We start from the raw sequence: 20,823 nt of genomic DNA, 5'->3' as shown, positions 1-20,823 counted from the left end.
TCTAATTTAATACAATTTTGTAAAACATTGTGCTATTTTTTCATGTTTAGTTTACAGAGTCTGTTTGTTATATAATTATTATACAAGTTTAAATAAACAATTAAAAGTTAATATTCAATTATTTTATTTAAATCTTCGTAAAAGTTGGGATAGCTTATTTCTACAGATGAATAGTCTTTAATAACGCTTGAGCCTACAGCTCTAAGGCTTGCTATTGTGAAAGCCATAGCAATTCGGTGATCTTTTTGAGTTTCTATGTCAGACCCAAAAATTTCATTTCCTCCAATTATCGATAAATTGTTTTCATCAATTTCCACATGTGCTTTCATATTTTTTAAATTAGTATAAGTCAAATATAGCCTGTCAGATTCTTTTACTCTTAGTTCTTTCGCCCCATATATTTTAGTTTCTCCTTGAGCAAATGCAGCAGTTACAGCTAATATAGGTATTTCGTCTATACATAAAGAAACATCTTCTTCGCTTAAAACTATCCCTTTTAGTTTACTTGATTTAACAACGATATCTGATACATCTTCTCCATTAAAATTTCTTTTATTGATTATCTCTATCTCGCCACCCATTTTTTTCCATAATTCTAAAATATGAGTTCTAGTTTTGTTTACTCCAACATCTCTAATAATTAAACTACTTTCATCTGTTATCAGAGCTAATGCTATAAAATAAGCTGCAGAAGAAATATCCCCAGGTACAAATATATCTTTAGAAATTAATGTATTAGGATTTGTTATTTGAATTTCTTTTTCTTTAGAACTAATATTGCAATTTAGATATTTTAACATAATTTCTGTATGATTTCTAGTCAAAATTGGTTCTTGGATTTTTGTAATACCTTTTGTGTATAATGATGCTAATAAAATAGATGATTTAACTTGAGCACTTGGTATTTGCATATGATAGTTTATCGCTTCTAAATTTGAGGGCCTAATAAATATAGGGGCATGTCCGTCTGTTAAGTTTATATTGGCCCCCATCAAAGTCAAAGGTTTTTTTATTCTTTCCATTGGCCTTCTATTTAATGAATCATCGCCAAATAAATAAGATGAAAATTTTTGTCCAGATAATAATCCTGCCAATAGTCTCATAGTCGTAGCTGAGTTTCCACAGTAGATTCTATTAGCTGGTCTTAAATCATAGAGTCCTTTCCCTTGAACATAAACTTCTTTTGCTGCGCTATTAGTCTCTATGTTGATACCTAACTTTCTCATAGCATTTAATGTCATATAAGTATCTTTGGAAAATAGGAAATTAGATATTTTATTGTTACCATTTGAAATAGAAGACAATATTATTGCCCTATGAGATATTGATTTATCAGGAGGAGTTCTTAACTCACCGTTGACTCTATTAATTGGGTTTATAATCATAAAATCATCTCTTATCAATATAGTTTTTATAATTAGTAAAATTTTTCTTGGTCTCTTCTAAAGAATCCCCAGAAAACTTTTCCAGAAATGAATCTGACAAAGAAATTGCCAACATTGACTCGGCAACAATTGACATTGAAGCAACAGCGCAAACGTCAGATCTCTGAGAAAAAGCTAAAGTTTCTTCTTTTGTATTTATATGAACTGTCTTCAAAGGATTAGCCTGAGTTGGAAGAGGTTTCATAGTTAATCGAATAACAATATCTTCCCCGTTGCTCATCCCACCTTCAATTCCTCCAGAAAAATTGGTCTTTCTATAATATCCTCTAACTTTATCATAAAACACTTCATCATTTGCATAATTACCATACAAATTTTTTATTTTTTCTCCTAATCCTATTTCAACTGATTTTATTCCTGGAATGCTCATCATGCTTTGAGCGATTTTACTATCGAGCCTTTTATCCCACTGTATGTGAGAGCCTAACCCAATAGGTACTCCAGTACCAATAATTTCTACTTTTCCACCCAAAGTAAAACCATTTTTAATAGCAAGATTAATCTTTTCTACTGCCTCTTTTTCTGCTTTAGTATCTATCATCCTAAGAACAGAATTGTCAGCTATTGAATAGTCTATATCAGAAGAAGAATCATAATAGTTTATGCCTGACTCAACATCATTTATAGAGATTACGTGACTATATATTTTAATTCCAAACTCAGACAAAAATAACTTGCAGATGGCTCCAATAGTGGTTCGCATGGCTGTTTCTCTTGCCGAAGCCCTTTCCATTATGTATTTAGCATCAGGCTGATTATATTTTATTAGACCTGCTAAATCTGCATGTCCAGGTCTTGGCTCTAGATAGTCAACCTTTGGTATTTCTTTCCCTAAATTAATAATTTCTAATGCCAGAGGTGCTCCAGTAGTATAATAGTATTCATTAATTCCAGACAATATTTTTACTTTATCTGATTCTATTTTCATTCTATTAGATCTTCCGTACCCCATTTTTCTTCTTAATAATTCACGGTTAATAAATTTTTCGTCTATTTTTAAATTTGAAGGAATCCCCTCTAAAATACCAATTAACTTTTCTCCATGAGATTCTCCTGCTGTTAAAAATCTCAGCATATTTTTCACCTCTTTAAAGCAATAGGCTCCCATATGGAAGCCTATTGCTGATTAATCTAAATTTGCAAATTGTTTTAAATATTTCATAAGATAAGAAATAACAAAAGCGTAGATTGGTATATTTATTATACTTGCAATAAGTCTTGTAGGTAGTAATACCATAAATCCTCTGCCAAATAATTGTGAAAGCCATAAAGTATTTAATAAAACAGAAACTATAATGGTTGTTACAAAAGCAATTATCAACATTTTATTAAAAGAATAAATGTTTTCATCATTTTTCCTGCTCTTGAAATAAATTACAAATAATCCTGGTATAATTCCCCAAAGCGCTGAACTTATCGTAAACCCTGGATAATATGGTCCTTGAGGATTAATTAGAAATCCAATTAAATCTGCTGCTATACCAGTTAATGCGCCTACCATTGGGCCAAACATTACTCCTGAAATCATTAGTGGGACTTCCCCAAAACTAATTCTAAGTGCACCAACCCCAGCAACCGGAAGCATTACGTATGCGAATCTTGTCATAACAATAGATATTGCTACTAAGAATCCTGCTCTAACCATTATTGCTAAACTTATTTTGTTTTTTTTCTTTTCCATATAAATCTCCTTTCTTTAGTTGACAGTAACTGTCGACTAAAGAAAGCCTTTAATCGACAGCGGATGCGGCATAGAATCGCAGAAATATCTTTCGTCTTGAAGCAACTTCCCATCCTCAAGCACTTAACGCTCTATACCTACTCTGTCATGTAATTTCTATATTTATTATTAAAAATAAATATCATTTCGTCTTTTTAAATGACGGTATATTATATAAGCCTTTTTTATAAAAAATATAACCTATGAATTGAGCTATCAAAATATATACAATAAATCTGATTAAAATATTGATGATAATATCAGTAAAAAAAGCTTCTGGCATTAATTGGATTAGTAAATCTTTACTTGGATCTAAAATCCATAAGTCATTACTAAAAAATAATTCATGGAACTTTATGAAGTATCTGTTAAAATCAGTAGTAACTAGTAAAAAAAGAATTAATAGAATGAAATAATTAACCACTAGCCCTAATCCTATCCATTTACCCATTATATTTGCTTTTTCTTTTTTCAAAAAATAAAAAATTAAAATAATAATTAAAATAGCTGATATTAGTTTCAATATCTTAGCTATGTTAAACAAACCTTGGACATCTCTCATATGATGAATTTCTTTTTGATTGAAATAAGGCTCAAGTTCATTTGCATCTGCATTGCCTTTTATTACTTCAATTATCTTCTTAGATATTGTTTCTAGCTCATCATATGATTTGTTAGTTATTTCATATACATTATTCTTTGAATAGGATCCCATGTAATAATCTAAATTATATGCATTGTTTTCTAGTGCTGTAATTAATGCAAAAATAGAAATGCTTATAATCAATATAACTAATAATACATAGTCTATTTTTTTCATTGGAGATCCCCCTTTTATTCTTCTTCAGGCATCTCCCAGTTATGATAGACTTCCTGAACATCATCATTATCTTCTAATATTTCAAGTAAACGATTCATATTCTTTATGTCTTTTTCATCTGTTAAAGTTATGGTTGTTTGAGGGATATAAGAAATTTCAGCCATTATAAAATTATAGCCAGCTTCCTTTAACCCATCTTCTACTTTAGAAAAGTTTTTAGGGTCAGTTATTATCTGATATCCGCCTTCTTCTATATATATATCTTCTGCTCCTAAATCTATTGCCAACAATGTCAACTCATCTTCATCAATGTTATCATCTTTTTCTATGGCCAATATTCCTTTCCTATCAAATAAATATGAAACTGAACCAGTTTGTCCTAAGTTTCCACCGAATTTATCAAAAGCATGTCTTACTTCTGATGCAGTCCTATTTCTGTTATCAGTTAAACAACTAACCATTAAGGCTATACCTGATGGCCCATATCCTTCATACATTATTTCCTCAAATACTTGATTACCTAATTCTCCTGTCCCTTTTTTTATGGCTCTTTCGATATTCTCGTTAGGCATATTTTCAGCTTTAGCCTTTTCAATAGCTGCTTTAAGGGAAGGATTATAGTCTGGATCAGGGCCTCCTTCTTTGGCTGCTACCATGATGTATCTAGCTAGTTTAGTAAAAACTTTTCCTTTTCTAGCATCTTCTTTACCTTTTTTATTTTTAATATTGTTCCACTTAGAATGTCCTGACATATAGCACCTCTCCTTTTATTCACTAACTCATATATTCTAGCACAAGAGAGATCAATTTTCACTAATTTTTTTATAAATAGGAGGAAATTCTCTTTTATGTTGAGATTTCATGTTTAATTCCTTGATTTTTTTAACTATTTCCTCTGGTCCTTCTCCAGTTCTGATATATTTGTCTAATATATCGTAACTAAATCCTAATTCTTTTTCGTCAGTTTGTCCTTCCCATAATCCAGCTGAAGGAGCTTTAACAATTATGTCCCTTGGAATTTTTAATTCTTCAGCTAGTTGTTTAATTTCTGATTTTACAAAATCAGCTAATGGCAACAAATCAACACCACTATCTCCATATTTCGTAAAATAGCCTATTTCCAATTCTGATTTATTGCTTGAACCACATACTAAGTAATTCATTTCTTGAGCAAAAAAATATAAAGTCATCATTCTAAGTCTAGGCTTTAAATTTGCTTTTGCCATCGGATTTTCGCCTTCAAATGGCAATGACTTAAGAAAACTTTGGTATATTCCACTTAAATCTATATTTATAGTATCTAAATCCAAAGTTTTCGCAACTAAAAGGGCATCGCTTTCATCTTGTACATTGCTATTTATTGGCATTATTACACCAAGTGATTCGCTAGGAAAAGCTAATTTGCTTAAACCTGCTATGACAGAAGAATCTATACCTCCACTGAGCCCAAAAACTAAACCCTTAGCACCTGCTGATGTTACTTTTTCTCTTAACCATTCAACAATTCCCTCAATTTCCTTATTCGGGTCCTTCATTATTTCACTCCCTTGACTGATAAATTTATTTTTCCATTGCTTTCAAAGTTGCATAAATACAATCTTCTATTATATATGACAAACCTAATTCATCTGCCTTTTTTAAAACTTCTTCATCATAAGAGCCTGGTTGAAAAAAAACTAGTTCTATTCCATTCTGCTTTATTTCATCCAATATATTTATGCTAATTCTTGGTGCTACTACCATATCTACGACATCAATATTATCAGGAATATCACTTATAGTATGATAAATTTTAATCCCTTCTATTTCTTCATAATTAGGGCTTACTCCATAAACATTGTATCCGTGCTCCTGAAGTATCTTCCATATTTTATACCCATACCTATCTTGTTTTGCAGTTACCCCAACCACTGCCCAATTTTTAAGATTTAACATTTGTTCCTTTAAGCTTTCATATCCTCTCATCTTAATCACCTCGAGTTAATATATACCCATATTTTTTTAGTATTCAAACGCAATCGATTTATATGTTGTGCTTATTTTTTCATATTTTATTTCACCATTCGTTGCACTTATCATTTTTTTTATTATTTTATCTTCAATTTCCATATCAATATTAATTATCATTGATATTTTTTCCAAGTAAATAACATTTTCTAAGAATAAATTATTATCTTTTATTATTTTATCTATGATATTTTTGTAATTATAGTTTATTTCTATATTATATATACAATGTTTTTTCATTATTGCAATTTTTGAATTTTCGATTGCCAACAAGGATGCATTAGTATATGCTCTTACCAACCCTCCTTTGCCAAGTTTTATCCCTCCATAATAACGAGTTACAATTATTAAAGAATTTATCAAGCTTTTATTTTTTAATGTTTGAAGGATTGGTAATCCAGCTGTTCCTGACGGTTCTCCGTCATCGGAAAATTTTTCATATAAATTTGTTTCATCAGATATAATGTATGCATAGCAATTATGAGTTGCATCATGGTAAACCCTTGAAATTTCTTCTATTCTATTAGTAGCTTCTATTTGACTTTTTACCGGATATGCCGAAGCTATGAATTTAGATTTATTGATATCTAATTCTATTTTTGAATTTTGATATAATGTTTTGAAAATTAAGTTCTTCATAAATCATCCTCTTACCATGAATAAATAAAAGTTAAATTGACTTTATGTCTTTTAGTCTTTCAGTTATTACATTTAATAAGTAACTTATGTCTTTGTCATCTAACGCAGATATATATATTTTTTCTCCAATGTTTTCCAAATTTACTAATATATCATTATTTGAGACTTTATCAGTTTTATTAAATACATTGATTATTGGAATTTGATTTGCTCCTAAATCTTTTATAATATCCATAGTTGTTTTAATTTGTAGATCTATATTTTTATTAGAAATATCTATTACATGCACTAAAAGATCAGCATATTTTATTTCTTCTAGTGTGCTTTTAAATGCTTCAACAAGTTTTGTCGGTAGATTTGATACAAAACCAACAGTATCTACAAAAATAACTTCCTCTCCATTTTCCAGTCTAGCTTTTCTATGTGCTGTATCTAAAGTAGCAAATAACATATCTTTTGCATAAACCGATTTGTCTTTAGAAGAGTGCTTCCTTATTATGTTGTTAAGAATAGTAGATTTCCCAGAATTTGTATAACCTACCAAAGCAACAACAGGTAAATTTGATGAATTCCTTTTATTTCTCTTTATTTCTCTTTCTTTTTCAATCTGTTTCAATTTGATTTCAATTGTATTTATTTTCTTTTGTATATGCCTTCTATCGATTTCAAGCTTTTGTTCACCTGGCCCTCTAGTACCTATTCCTCCTCCTTCTCTCGATAAATAATCTCTCATCCCTGTTAATCTAGGTAGAATATATTTGAGTTGAGCTAACTCCACTTGTAGTTTCCCCTCTTTAGTAACAGCTCTTTTAGAAAAAATGTCTAATATTAACATTGTTCTATCAATAATTTTTATTTCAATAGCTTCTTCGAGATTCCTTAACTGTGCAGGTGAAAGTTCATTATTGAACACGATTAAATCAACATCGGTCTTTTTAGAGATATCCTTGATCTCTTCGACTTTACCACTGCCGATAAAAAATTTCGCATCTATTTTATCTCTTTTCTGAACGACACTTGCGACAACTTTACCTCCAGCTGCTTTTACTAATTCATTCAATTCATCAAGAGATGTTTCTATATCTTCTCCAGGTAATTCCACTGCCACTAATAATGTATTTTCCATAAATAATCCTCACTTTAAAATCTAGTATTAACAATCTCATTATACTACATAAATACACTATATTGGCAACACTTTTATATAATTGAATATTGTGTTATAATTACTAGGTATATTATAAGTTGTATTTTATTTTTTAAGAAAGCGAGGGCTTTGGTTTGAAAACTCTTAAAATAATATTATTGTCATTGTTATTTGTGGGCATACTAACAACTGGCGTAGTAGGTATGGGGGTTGTGGGTATAATCAGTGAAGTTCCTGAGATTGACCCTACAACTATAGTTTCATCTTTAAATCAAACTTCAACTATATATGATTTAGAAGGAAATTTAGTGGAAAAAATACAAGCTGAGGAATTAAGAACTGTAGTAAGCATAACAAAGATGCCAAAACATTTAATAGATGCATTTGTTGCAATTGAGGATGAAAGGTTTTTTGAACATCCTGGTGTGGATATAAGAGGAATAGGTGCTGCATTAATTGATAATATAACTAAGGGAAGTTTACGTGGTGGTAGTACAATCACACAACAATTAGTTAAAAATGTTTACTTAAATAACGACATTTCAATTACAAGAAAAATTAAAGAAGCTTATTTAGCGTTGCAAGTAGAGAAAGTCTTGTCAAAAGATCAGATTCTTGAAGCTTATTTAAATAGAAACTATTTTGGTCAAAATGCCTATGGGGTTCAAGAAGCTTCTAGAACATATTTTTCTAAAGATGTTGAAGAATTGACATTGGCTGAAGCTGCTATGATTGCTGGAATAGTTAAAAGCACTGCTAACTATCAGCCATATTATAGGGTAAAACCAGAAGATTTTGACCCTGAGAAACACTTCGAAGTAGGAGAAATAGAAGTCTTAGGAGAAAAATATATTTGTGTTTTTAATGAAGAATCTGTTAAAAGGCAAAGAATAGTTTTAAATAAAATGCTTGAACTTGGTAAAATTAGCCAAGCTGAATATGAAGAGGCTTTAAATCAAGATATGAAAAGCAGCCTAAAACCTGAGCAAAAAAAATTAAATGATATTTCTTCATATTTCACTGATATGGTTAAAAAAGATGTAATCGATAAATTGATAGAAGATAAAGGGTTTACATTTGAACAAGCACAAGATTTATTGTATACTGGAGGATTAAGTATATATTCTACAATCGATTTGAATATGCAAAGACAATTAGAAAACATATACGATAATTTTGTTGAAATATTATTTGGAGATACTCAAAATTATAAAAATCCTGTATTAATAGATTGGTCAAGCAATAGGTCAGGAGATATTATTGATTCAAATGATAATATAATCTTCTATAAAAAAAGTAATCTGATGGATGATGATAATAATTTGATATTAAAATCTGGAGAATATTCTTTTGAAAACGGGAATTTAATTATAGATTCAAAGAAGGTTACCCCTTATGCAAAACACTTTGATATTGCAGATTTTTACACTATTGACGAAAAGAAGAATTTAGTTACCCACACTGTTGGATCTGTTATGTTGGATGAAGATAATTACAAGGTTGAAAATGGTAAAATTATAATTGATAAGTCTTATCTAGATAGCAAAAGTGATTTTTATCAAATAATTGATGACAACTTAATATTAAATAATAAATACTATTATGTGCAAAAAGAAGGAATTGTTCAACCTCAATCAGCCACGATAACTATAGATTACAAAACTGGACATATAAAAGCGGTAGTCGGTGGCAGAGATGTTAAAGGTTCACGTATTTTGAATAGAGCCACTGATTCAAAGAGGCAGCCAGGTTCTGCTATAAAACCACTATCTGTATATTGGCCAGCGCTTAATTCATCGTATACAGCAGCAAGTGTAATTGATGATATCCCATTTTATAATTCAAGTGGAGAAATTTGGCCTAAAAACTGGTATTCCGGGTATAGAGGTCTTCACACATTAAGAAAAAGTGTTGAGCAGTCAGTTAATGTAAATGCAGTAAAAGTTTTACAAGACATCGGCATAAACACTTCTTTAGAATTCTTAGATAAACTTAATATTAATGATAGTATAATTAGAGCAAAAGATAATCCAAACATAAACGATGAAAACCTAGCAGCTTTAGGATTAGGAGGAATGAGCAATGGTCTTACTCCATTGGAATTAACTGCAGGTTATGGTGCTATAGCTAATAAAGGTGTATATGTTGAACCTATATCATTCACCAAAGTTCTAGATAAAAATGGAAATATTCTAATTGATAATGTTCCAGAAGAAACCCGTATCACCTCAGAACAAGTTGCATTTATAATGGGTGATATCCTAAGAACTACTGTATCAAACGGTCTTGCTTCAAGAGCAAAAATGCCAAATATGGTTGTAGCTGGTAAAACTGGTACTACTCAAAATCAAGCAGATATATGGTTTGTAGGTTATACGCCATATTATGTTACAGGGACTTGGATAGGTAATGATACTCCTAAAATAACACTATCTAAAGGCAGTTCAACAGTGGCAACTCTTTGGAAACATATTAATACCGTTATTCATGAGGGGTTAGAAAGCAAAATGAGTTATCCAGTGCCTGAAGGAATAGTTACACAGACAATTTGTACACAATCTGGATTGCTGCCTTCTGAACATTGCCATAAGGATCCTAGAGGAACAATTAGAGACGAGTATTTTGTAAGAGGGACAGAACCAACTTCAATTTGTGAAACACATGTAGAATTAACAATAGATACAACTAATGGTAAGATTGCTAACGAGTTTTGTCCTGAAGAAAATTTAGCGACAAGGGTATTTATAAGACGTAATCCGCCTTATAATCCTGCTGATAATAATGGAATAGTTCCTCTTGATTTTGATTATGAAGCTCCTACTGAAATATGCACAGATCATAATGAATCAACAATAATATTACCTCCTATTGAGGAACCGGATTCTCCTATCATTCCTTTCGATCCTGAAAATCCAAATGGGAATGGAGGAAATAATAACGAGACTCCTGTCGAAGGAGAAAATCCTTAAAACAAAGGACCTTGATTTTAAATCAAGGTCCTTTGTTTTAAAGCTGCTTTTATTGTGTTTTCAAGCAAAACACAGGTTGTAATACTCCCAACTCCTCCAGGCACAGGGGTTAGCATCTTTACGTTATCCAAAACGTCTGAGAAATCAACATCTCCAGATATTTTGCCATCAGAGTCTAAGCTTACTCCAACATCTATGACTATAGAATCTTTGTTGAAATAATCTTTATCTAAATATTTAGCTCTTCCTAAGGCAGTTATTACAATATCTGAGCTCCTCGTTATTGACTTTAAGTCCTTAGTCTTTGAATGACAAATTGTAACAGTTGCATTATTAGATAATAACATCATAGCTAATGGCTTACCAACAACCATAGACCTATTAATTATAGCAATTTTCTTGCCCTCTAATTCAACCCCACTCTTAATTAAAGCTAATAGTGCAGCTTTTGACGTGCTAGGAGTAAATCCAGTATAATCACCTTCAAATATCCTCTCTAAATTAATAGGATGCATACAGTCCACATCTTTATCTATATCTATAGTATTTCTAATTAAGCTTTCGTCTATATTAGATGGAAATGGTCTGAAAACAATTATCCCAGTTATATCATCTCTATCATTCAATAATTTTATTATATTTTGTAGCTTAGTCGTATCTATATCATTATCTAATGTGATTTTTTCAGTTTCAATATTTACATCAGCACAAGCCTTTACTATGCTTTTCTCATATGAGATATCACTAGAATTATCGCCTATTCTAACAATAGCTAGTTTTGGAATATACTTATTCTCTCTTAAAGAATTTACTTGTTCTTTTATATCCTCTTTGATACTTCTTGCTATGATTTTACCATCTATAATAAATCCCAAAATAACACCTCTTTCCCATAAATAAAAGTGCTTAATTAAAAGCACTTATTTTATTATTCTTCTAGCTGTAACATATCTTCCACTGTACCATCCTGAAAAAATATTATCTATAGTTACCATTTTTCTCCCTGACGATGCATGGATCATCTTACCATCTCCAATATATAATCCTACATGAGAGATATTTCTACCAACAGTATTAAAAAATACTAAATCTCCAGGTCTTAGATCAAATTTGTTTACTTTAATCCCTGCATTAGCTTGGTTTATTGATGACCTAGGTATGGTTATATTTAATACATTTCTATATAATGAATAAGTAAAACCTGAGCAATCAAAACTATTTGGTCCAGTAGCCCCATATACATAAGGCTTTCCAATTAGGCTATGTGCAGCATTTATAATATCTGTTATATCATCACTTGCTGTTCTTGTTGCACCTCTGCTAATATCTTCAAGAGTTTCATATAATCCAATCAAAGTTTTGCCAACAGTAAATTCATTCCCTTTATTATCTGTAATTATATATTTCCCATCTTTATAATCTATAATTGAAACTTTTTCGTTTTTAATCAAAGCTAGATATTTGCCATTGCTGCTAATTACTTTATCTTCTTTTGCGTATCCATAAGTAATATTTTGTTTTTCAATTCTTTGTAATGATGAAAAGTCAATGAATCCAGCCTTATCCTTAGCATATGTAAAATAACCGAACTCTTTGTTTGTTTTCTCTAGACTTACAATCGTTCCTTCCTTAAGAGTTGTTATCACTTTGGAGTCATAGGATGCATCAGCATATACTTTAGTTTCAGCGATAGTTTTATACTCATTTGTTCCTCTTGTAGTTCTTATCATTGCGTTTTTGGGAATTAAATAAGTGGAATCACCTTTTATAACTTGAAAGCTATCTTTATTTTCTTTTGCTAAAACTATTTCTTCACCATCTTTAAATTTTTCAACAACCTTATCATCAATTTTAACAGTATAGTCTGTAACAAATATTCCTGCATCTTTAAACCCTACACTCAAAATAAAAACAAACAACGCTAAAATAAATGTATTAATTAATCTACTTTTCAACATCCACACCCCTTGTCTGGCATTTTGCCCTATTAGCTATATTATAAATCACTGTGGTTGATTATACAATAAAATTATTACAAAACGATTACAATTTTTGTGATTTTAAATTTTCTAAAAAATTAGAACCTATTAAGGTACTCCCTTAATAGGTTCACGTGATGAGTAAGTCTATAAGCCGTGTTCTGTTTATATGGTCATCTATCTAGGCACATTGTCACCAATGTGCTCAAGCGACCTACCTTTGGAGCGATAGCGAGCAACTATCTTCTTAAGCTCCTTCTTGGTCTTGCTCCAGATGGGGTTTACATAGCCATTTAGTCACCTAAATGCTGGTGAGCTCTTACCTCGCCTTTCCACCCTTGCCATTGTGGCGGTTTCTTTCTGTTGCACTTTCCTTAGGGTCACCCCCACTGGGTATTACCCAGCACCTTGCTCTATGGAGCACGGACTTTCCTCATGCTATTGCATGCGACCATACAACTTACTCTTTTATTTATTATATCATAGATTGATAGCTAAATAAATATTATAATTATATCAATATTTTGATTGTAATTTTATTCTTTGTTTATATATAGAATGCTTCCACAATTTTCGCAAACTATTATATCATCACTTTTTTTCAAAAAATCTATATAAGAAGTTGGCAGGATCATACCACAAGAAGTACATGCTTTATCTTTAACTTCTGCTACTGCTCTTTTTTTTCTATATTTAATTTTTTCATATTCAGATAATTTACTTATAGATATTTTTTTGCGTATCTCTAAAACTTCTTTTTGTAAAGCTTCTATTTCTTTTTTTAATATATCTACATTAGCATAGTTAGCATCATATAAGTTGACAATTTCATCGGATATTTCTTTGATTTTTTCTTTTACTCTAATAATGTTATTACTAATTTTATCCTCACTAATCATTAACTCTAAAATTTCTGATTCTAACAAATCGATTTTATTTTCTAAATTGTTTATAGAACTAATAAAATATTCATACTGTTTAGTATCTTTTACATTTGTTTTTTCATAGCTATCTTTTAAATTATTAAGCTTATATTTATAGTCTTTTAGTTCATTTTCTTTTTTCCTTAATATGCTGTGCTTATCATTAAGTAAATTATTCAAATTGTCTAATTCAATTATATATCTTTTCTTTTCTTCCTCTGTTTTATTTATTTCCAATCTATTGTTTAGTCTTTCTAATTCTTTTTCTTTTATTGTTATTTCGTTGTAAATTATGTCTAACTCATATATTAAATCTAAATCACTCACGGTTTATCACCTCATAAAATATTGCTACAATAGCAATAATCCCTATATACTGTACATTCTATTTCTTCTTTAAAGTTTTCCAATATTAATTCTTTTAATTTATACATCACTGGAATTTCAGTAAAAAAATGTCCTGCATCTATTAATATTAGATCTAATTCATTAGCTAGTTGAGCATCATGATATTTAATGTCTGAAGTTATATACAAATCGGCTCCGTTTTTTTTAGCTAAGGTAATAAAATCACTTCCACTACCTCCACATACTGCCACCTTAGAAATAGGAAATTCATCATCTTTAATTGAGTAAACTAGTAATTTGTCAGTATCCAACTTTATTTTTATTAATTCAATAAATTCTCTAAGTTGCATTTGTTCAATATTCCCTATCTTTCCATATCCAAATTGAAAATTATAATTTTCTAATTTAAATACATCTAAAGCAACCTCTTCATAAGGATGCGCTTTCTTTATCTCTGTTATTACATTGTCTAAAATATCCTTAGTTGCAATTGCTTCAACTTTAACTTCTTCAACTTGTTCAATCTTATTGAGCTCTCCAATAAATGGATTGCTTCCTAGTTTAGGTTTAAATCTTCCAATTCCATTTACAGCAAAGCTACAATCACTATAATTCCCAATAGCTCCTGCTCCAGCTTTTGACAATGCATCTAATATGCTTTGTTCATGAGTTTTTGGAACATAAACAGCTATCTTATATAAAGAATTATCGCAAATTGGACTTAATATAGATGTTTCCTTCAATTCTAATAGAGTTGCCAGTACATCATTTACTCCACCTTTTGCTAGATCTAAATTAGTATGAGCAGAATATATATTAAGATCATTTTTTATTATTTTTTCTATTAATCTCCCTTTGGAAGTGTTTAATTCCAACAACTTTATTGGATTAAATAAAAATGGATGATGTGTTATTATTAATTCGTAACCATCTTCTATAGCTTTATTTACTACTTCCTCTGTTAAATCAAGGCTTAGCAATATTTTTTTTACTTTTGTGTCTAAATTTCCAATTTGAAGTCCAGAGTTATCCCATTCTTCCGCTAAAAATAATGGGGCAAATTTTTCTACTACCTCGATTACGTCTCTTACAAGCATTTAAGCACCTCCTTATATTTTAATATTTTGTGCTCTATCTCGTCATATCTTTCATTTGCCTTTTGAGAGTATAAATGATCCTCTAATTCCTTTTTAACATCAATACACTGTTCAATTTTTTTTGATATAAATTTTTCTAACAGATGGTGTTTTTTATTTATTAATTTATTACTTATTTCAAAATAAATATCATCACCAATAAATTCAAGCCCTCTTTTAGCAAAAATGATTTCATAAATAAAGTCGTCTTCTTCAACCAAATCCTCATCAATAATTTCAAATCCATTATTGTTTAAGAAAATTCTCAACTCAGTTGAAGCAACCATAGGTTGCAAAATAAAATTAATGTATGTGTCGGCTTTCTTTAGATTTTGATTAAGTATTTCAGAAATTAGAGTCCCTCCCATCCCTGCTATAATAACTGTGTCCACCTCAAATGGTTTGATTGGCTCTAAACCGTTTCCTACTCTCGTTGTTATCTTATCTTTAAAAAGCTTTGTGTCTATCAGTTCAGTTGTCTTTGATAAAGAATTTTGGCTCACATCTGTTGCAATAACATATTTAGAAATTCCATTTTCAATTAAAGCACAAGGTACATATCCATGATCAGTTCCAATATCAGCAACAATCGAATTTTGAGGCACATAATTTATTAGAGATTGAAGTCTTTTTGATAATTTCATTATTTCTCCTTTCAAAAATAAGATTCGGTAAACGAATCTTATTCTAAAAAATCTTTTAATTTTTTACTTCTACTAGGATGTCTTAATTTTCTCAAAGCTTTAGCTTCTATTTGTCTAATTCTCTCGCGTGTTACATCAAACTCTTTTCCTACTTCTTCTAAAGTTCTTGCTCTGCCATCTTCAAGACCAAATCTTAATTTTAATACTTTTTGTTCTCTAGGTGTTAAACTATCTAGAACTTCCATTAACTGTTCTTTTAACATTGTAAAAGTAGCTGCATCAGCTGGTGCAAGTATTTCTTCATCAGGTATGAAATCTCCTAAATGGCTGTCTTCTTCTTCCCCTATTGGTGTTTCTAAAGAAACTGGCTCTTGAGCTATTTTCATTATTTCTCTAACTTTCTCAACATCCATTTCCATCTCAACTGCGATTTCTTCAGGTGTTGGGTCTCTACCTAATTCCATCACTAATTGTCTTTGTATCCTGACTAATTTATTTATAGTTTCTACCATATGAACAGGTATTCTTATAGTTCTTGCTTGATCTGCTATTGCTCTTGTTATTGCTTGCCTAATCCACCAAGTAGCATAAGTGCTAAATTTGAAACCTTTTTTATATTCAAACTTCTCTACTGCTTTCATTAACCCTAGATTACCTTCTTGTATCAAATCTAAAAAAAGCATACCTCTACCTACATATTTTTTAGCAATACTAACTACTAATCTTAAGTTTGCTTCTGCAAGTTTCCTCTTAGCTTCTTCGTCCCCATTTTCCATTCTCATTGCAAGTTCAATTTCTTCTTCAGTTGACAATAGTGGAATTTTGCCTATTTCTTTTAAATACATTCTAACTGGATCATCGACAGTTACGCCTTTAGGTAAAGTTATATCCCCTTTAATGTCATCATCAACTTCACTTTCAACATCATCTATTGCAATATCTGTTATCATATCTTCAGGATCTCGAATTATATCTTCAACTTCTATATCTTCCTTTTCTTCTATTATATCTATATTTAATTCTTCTAACTTTTGATAGAATTCATCAATTTCCTCAGGCTCTAATTCAATACTTTCTAGTGTATCAAAAATTTCCTTATCTGTAAGCAAACCATATTTTTTGCCTTTTTTAATTAAATTGTTTTCAGCAATCTGTTTGCTAGTTAAATTATTTTTATTATCCTTTATTTTTTCGTCCAACTTACTTCCTCCCCATTTCTGTTAATCAGAGCTATTTCTTTATTAAGTTGAGCTACTTCCATAGTAAGTTTAATAATTTCTTCATTGTATTTCTCATCATTTTCAGCTTCCTTTATTTTTTTTATCAGTTTTTCTCTTCTAGCAATGAGCTTATTTAACTCTAAATTGTTTATAACATCTGTAATTATTTCGTCTAATTTGCTAATATCAAAGTTTGTCTCTCTAAATAATATTTTTTCTATCATTGGTCTATAATCAACATAATCTGAAAGATCTGTTAAAATGTCTTGAGGCGAAATATTCATTGAATTATTTATCCTATTTTTTAATGTGGTAAAACATAATTTGCAATAGAAATCTTGAAAATGATCTTCATCTAAATAATCCAATAACTTTTTAGTCTCTTCGTTATTGAGTAATAGTAATGATATTGCTTCCAATTCCGCTTTAATATATGTTGTTTTCTCTTTCTTAACTAAAGTTTTTTTAGGTTCTTTCGATATATTTATACCCATTTCTCTTGTAATGGATTCTTTTGATACATTATATCTATCAGAATATTTTTGTATATATATTTCTCTAGCTACTGAAGATTTCAAATCAGCTAAAATTTTAGCAACTTCTTGTAAAAATAATATTTTTTGGTTTTCTTTGGTAATATCGAATTTTTTCTCAACATTTTGTATTTTAAATTCAACGAAAGATAAAGCATTATTGATAAGATTTTCAAATTCATCAATTCCATTTTTATTGATAAAATCATCAGGGTCATTTCCTGTTGGTAAAATAATAACTTTTGGTTCTACTCCGATTCTTGTTAGTATTTCAATTGCTTTAGATGTAGCTCTTTCTCCAGCCTCATCAGAGTCATAACATATGTATATCTCAGAACTATAATTCTTTAATAATTTTGATTGTTCAACTGTCAGAGCAGTTCCTAAGCTCGCTACAGCACCAGTAATTCCTTTGCTTTGTAAAGAAATTACATCCATATAGCCTTCAACCAAGATAATCCTATTTCGAACTGAAGATTTTATGAAATTATTTAATCCATATAAATGATTCCTTTTGCTAAAAACTATTGAGTCTGGAGAATTTAAATATTTAGGTAATGAATTATCTAGGACTCTACCTCCAAACCCTATGATTCTTGATTTGACATCAAAAATAGGAAAAATAATCCTATTTCTAAATCTATCGACATATCCATTCCCATTTTTCCTTCTACTAGCTAATCCAGCCCTTACTATCTCTTCTTCACTTATTCCTTTTTCCTTTAAATATTTAACCAAAGAATCCCAAGAATCTAATGCAAAACCTATATTAAATTCTTTTGCAATTTTTAAGTTTATTTTTCTATTATATAAATATTCTTGGGCATGCTTATTTTGCAATAAATTTTTGTGAAAAAATTCACTACTAATAGCGTTTATGTCAAATATTCTTTTCTTTAAACTATTACCTAGCTCATTATCTTTAATACCAACTTCAATATTATATTTATCTGATAGAAACTTAATAGCAGAAATAAAATCTAGGTTTTCCCTCTTCATAATAAAACCTATTACATCTCCACCTTCTCCACAACCGAAACAGTGATACAATTTCTTAATAGGCGAAACTATAAATGAAGGTGTCTTTTCAGAATGAAAAGGGCAAAGACCAGAATAATTCACGCCAGTCTTTTTTAATTGAACATAACTCCCAATCAACTCAACAATATCAACTTCTTCTTTTATTTTATCAACTACATTATCATCAAGAAGCACCATTTAATACCACCATTTTCATATCTTATCCCAGGCTTTTGGTACAAACAAATCCATAAAAATATTAACTATAAATCTGTCTGTCATCCCTGCTATATAATCACAAATTATGTCTTCTTTTGTTGCTAAAGTGTCTTTATAAATTAGCATAGTATCTTCTGGTAATTTATCGAAATGTTTGAAATAATAATTGTAAACTTGTTCTACTACATACTCTGCTTTATCGTCTTCTTTTTTAGCTTTTTTATTGTAATATACATTTTCAAACATAAAATTTCTTAAATTCTCCATTTGAATTCTAACTTCATCGCTCATCTTAATCACATTTTGGCCTGAACTACTCATAATTATATTAGTTATTAATGTGTTAATTCTTTTTGAATGAGTATCCCCTAATATTTTTACACAATCACTTGGCAACATTTTACTACTAATCACACCTGCTCTAATTGCATCATCTATGTCATGATTGATGTAAGCTATTCTATCAGCATATTTTACAAGTTGTCCTTCCAATGTTGATGAAACATTTTCTCCAGAGTGATTAATTATACCCTCTCTCACCTCAAATGTCAAATTCAGTCCCGGTCTATTTTCATGATATTCCAATAAATCAACAACCCTTAAGCTTTGAATGTTATGTTTAAAACCATTAGGATGCAAATTGTCTAATACTTTTTCTCCTGTATGCCCGAATGGTGTATGCCCCAAATCGTGAGCTAATGAAATAGCTTCAACTAAATCTTCGTTTAGCTTTAATGCTCTTGCTATAGTTCTAGCAATTTGAGAAACTTCTAGTGTATGAGTGAGCCTAGTTCTGTAGTGATCACCTTCAGGTGCTATAAATACCTGAGTTTTATGTTTCAATCTTCTAAATGCTTTTGAATGAATTATTCTGTCTCTATCACGTTGATAATCTGTTCGTATTTCACATTTGATCTCAGCTTTCTCTCTTCCTTTGCTGTTTAGGCTTAATTGAGCAAAAGGAGATAATCTTGTTTTTTCTTCTTCTTCAGTTCTTTGTCTAATATTCATTTTTATCTCCTTTCTATTAATAACTCAATATATTATATATTCTAAACTAGTAATATTAAATCCTTGTTTATTTTAATAAAAAGAGTGCTCAAAGCGAACACTCCTATTTTTACTTTATTTTTATATTTGAATAAGAGATAAATCACAAATATTTAAACTCATATCCCTTATTAACTTAATCAAAGCTAATCTATTATTTCTTATGTTTTCATCCTCAACCATTACCATTACATTATCTAAATAATTATTTATCACATCAGAAAGACTACTTAGTAGAACTAAAGCATTATCATATTCTTTTTTATTAATCAATGTATAAAATTTATCTTCTATTCTGTTATAGGCATCATATAATTCAATTTCTTCTTTCGAAAGCAGATTTCTAACTACATTTGAAGAAATTGCTTTTTCAGATAATACAGTCAATCTGTCAAATGATGCAATTGTTTCTGCTGACTTATCCATTTCTAGCCATTTAATAATCTTATTTGCTCTTATGACAATATCATAAATATTGTCAGTTCCTGTAGATATAACAGCATCTACAACATCATGTCTGATTTTTTGATCTGTCAGCATATTTTTAATTCTAGCCATAAAAAAGTCAACTATTTCTTTTCTTACTTTATTAAAATCACAAGCTAAATTGTTCTCCTCTATATAAATATAAAGGGAAAAGTCAATTAAGTCTTTCAAAGACATATTTAACTTTTTATCGATTATTATGTTTATAATTCCAAGTGCTCCTCTTCTTAGTCCGAATGGATCCTGTGAACCAGTAGGTTGGATACCTATAGCAAATAACCCACATATTGAATCTAATTTGTCAGCTATCGATACTATTGCACCTGCTGTTGTCGATGGCAAAATATCTTGTGAGAATCTTGGCAAATATTGTTCAAAAATTGCTTGGCTTACTATCTTGTTCTCACCAGATTTTTCAGCATACTCCATGCCCATTTTTCCTTGAAGTTCCGTAAATTCGGTTACCATTTTGGTTACTAAATCAGCCTTAGAAAGATAACTAGCTCTTAAAACATTCT

19 protein-coding genes, 1 other RNA gene and 1 riboswitch are annotated in these 20,823 nt (G+C 30.0%); of the genes, 1 reads left to right on the top strand and 19 read right to left on the bottom strand.

From position 1 onward, the window contains the following. Window positions 1-107 precede the first annotated feature (107 nt). The 9 genes from aroA to hflX form a co-directional block, all read right to left on the bottom strand. Complete coding sequence (gene aroA / locus ACTB1H_RS05375) at window positions 108-1,385, bottom strand: 3-phosphoshikimate 1-carboxyvinyltransferase (RefSeq protein WP_463261806.1); 1,278 nt, start codon at window positions 1,383-1,385, stop codon at window positions 108-110. Window positions 1,386-1,389: 4 nt separating this feature from the next. Further along, window positions 1,390-2,520: a chorismate synthase gene (aroC, locus tag ACTB1H_RS05370; protein ID WP_463261807.1), complete on the bottom strand. Its 1,131-nt coding sequence runs from the start codon at window positions 2,518-2,520 to the stop codon at window positions 1,390-1,392. Window positions 2,521-2,571: 51 nt separating this feature from the next. Beyond that, on the bottom strand, window positions 2,572-3,126 hold the full coding sequence (locus ACTB1H_RS05365; RefSeq protein WP_463261805.1) for a folate family ECF transporter S component: 555 nt from the start codon (window positions 3,124-3,126) through the stop codon (window positions 2,572-2,574). A 55-nt stretch (window positions 3,127-3,181) separates the two neighbouring features. After that, window positions 3,182-3,273, bottom strand: a riboswitch (THF riboswitch). 34 nt (window positions 3,274-3,307) lie between these two features. Continuing rightward, a complete protein-coding gene (locus tag ACTB1H_RS05360; RefSeq protein ID WP_463261804.1) occupies window positions 3,308-3,985 on the bottom strand; it encodes a TIGR01906 family membrane protein in 678 nt (225 codons plus the stop codon). A 14-nt stretch (window positions 3,986-3,999) separates the two neighbouring features. Then, window positions 4,000-4,737, bottom strand: coding sequence for a YebC/PmpR family DNA-binding transcriptional regulator (locus ACTB1H_RS05355; RefSeq protein ID WP_463261803.1), 738 nt, complete (start codon window positions 4,735-4,737; stop codon window positions 4,000-4,002). A gap of 51 nt (window positions 4,738-4,788) precedes the next feature. Further along, window positions 4,789-5,520 (bottom strand): NAD(+) synthase, encoded by a 732-nt coding sequence (gene nadE / locus ACTB1H_RS05350; RefSeq protein ID WP_463261802.1) that lies wholly within the window; start codon window positions 5,518-5,520, stop codon window positions 4,789-4,791. A 25-nt stretch (window positions 5,521-5,545) separates the two neighbouring features. Then, complete coding sequence (locus ACTB1H_RS05345; protein ID WP_463261801.1) at window positions 5,546-5,950, bottom strand: CoA-binding protein; 405 nt, start codon at window positions 5,948-5,950, stop codon at window positions 5,546-5,548. A gap of 36 nt (window positions 5,951-5,986) precedes the next feature. Then, window positions 5,987-6,631, bottom strand: coding sequence for an IMPACT family protein (locus ACTB1H_RS05340; RefSeq protein ID WP_463261800.1), 645 nt, complete (start codon window positions 6,629-6,631; stop codon window positions 5,987-5,989). A 31-nt stretch (window positions 6,632-6,662) separates the two neighbouring features. Next, entirely contained in the window at window positions 6,663-7,757 is a 1,095-nt protein-coding gene (hflX, locus tag ACTB1H_RS05335) for a GTPase HflX (protein ID WP_463261799.1), read from the bottom strand. A 155-nt stretch (window positions 7,758-7,912) separates the two neighbouring features. Here hflX and ACTB1H_RS05330 point away from each other — a divergent pair, with 155 nt between their 5' ends. Further along, window positions 7,913-10,747: a penicillin-binding protein 1A gene (locus tag ACTB1H_RS05330; RefSeq protein ID WP_463261798.1), complete on the top strand. Its 2,835-nt coding sequence runs from the start codon at window positions 7,913-7,915 to the stop codon at window positions 10,745-10,747. Between the two features lie 17 nt (window positions 10,748-10,764). Here the strand turns inward: ACTB1H_RS05330 and ACTB1H_RS05325 are convergent, their stop codons facing one another. The 10 genes from ACTB1H_RS05325 to glyS all read right to left on the bottom strand — a co-directional run. Further along, window positions 10,765-11,622: a bifunctional 5,10-methylenetetrahydrofolate dehydrogenase/5,10-methenyltetrahydrofolate cyclohydrolase gene (locus tag ACTB1H_RS05325; protein ID WP_463261797.1), complete on the bottom strand. Its 858-nt coding sequence runs from the start codon at window positions 11,620-11,622 to the stop codon at window positions 10,765-10,767. A gap of 45 nt (window positions 11,623-11,667) precedes the next feature. Beyond that, a complete protein-coding gene (locus tag ACTB1H_RS05320; protein ID WP_463261796.1) occupies window positions 11,668-12,702 on the bottom strand; it encodes a C40 family peptidase in 1,035 nt (344 codons plus the stop codon). A 158-nt stretch (window positions 12,703-12,860) separates the two neighbouring features. Beyond that, window positions 12,861-13,193, bottom strand: an RNA gene (gene rnpB / locus ACTB1H_RS05315) — RNase P RNA component class A. Between the two features lie 69 nt (window positions 13,194-13,262). Then, window positions 13,263-13,976: a zinc ribbon domain-containing protein gene (locus tag ACTB1H_RS05310; protein WP_463261795.1), complete on the bottom strand. Its 714-nt coding sequence runs from the start codon at window positions 13,974-13,976 to the stop codon at window positions 13,263-13,265. A gap of 11 nt (window positions 13,977-13,987) precedes the next feature. Then, entirely contained in the window at window positions 13,988-15,094 is a 1,107-nt protein-coding gene (locus tag ACTB1H_RS05305; protein WP_463261794.1) for a Nif3-like dinuclear metal center hexameric protein, read from the bottom strand. Next, window positions 15,085-15,777 carry a tRNA (adenine(22)-N(1))-methyltransferase gene (locus tag ACTB1H_RS05300; protein WP_463261793.1) on the bottom strand — a complete coding sequence of 231 codons (693 nt, stop codon included), beginning with the start codon at window positions 15,775-15,777 and terminating at the stop codon, window positions 15,085-15,087. Before ACTB1H_RS05300 ends, ACTB1H_RS05305 begins: the two co-directional genes overlap by 10 nt. 38 nt (window positions 15,778-15,815) lie before the next feature. Then, window positions 15,816-16,976 (bottom strand): RNA polymerase sigma factor RpoD, encoded by a 1,161-nt coding sequence (rpoD, locus tag ACTB1H_RS05295; protein ID WP_463261792.1) that lies wholly within the window; start codon window positions 16,974-16,976, stop codon window positions 15,816-15,818. Next, window positions 16,961-18,748 carry a DNA primase gene (dnaG, locus tag ACTB1H_RS05290; RefSeq protein WP_463261791.1) on the bottom strand — a complete coding sequence of 596 codons (1,788 nt, stop codon included), beginning with the start codon at window positions 18,746-18,748 and terminating at the stop codon, window positions 16,961-16,963. Before dnaG ends, rpoD begins: the two co-directional genes overlap by 16 nt. A gap of 15 nt (window positions 18,749-18,763) precedes the next feature. After that, the gene (locus ACTB1H_RS05285) at window positions 18,764-19,780 is read right to left on the bottom strand and encodes a deoxyguanosinetriphosphate triphosphohydrolase (RefSeq protein WP_463261790.1); all 1,017 of its coding nucleotides are present in this window, start codon (window positions 19,778-19,780) and stop codon (window positions 18,764-18,766) included. Window positions 19,781-19,900: 120 nt separating this feature from the next. Then, window positions 19,901-20,823 (bottom strand): glycine--tRNA ligase subunit beta (gene glyS, locus ACTB1H_RS05280; protein WP_463261789.1); only part of this gene is annotated, 923 nt, incomplete at its 5' end.

Source organism: Soehngenia sp., assembly GCF_055108775.1.
Note: the sequence above shows the minus strand (reverse complement) of the source record. Positions and strands in the feature narration are given on the sequence as shown.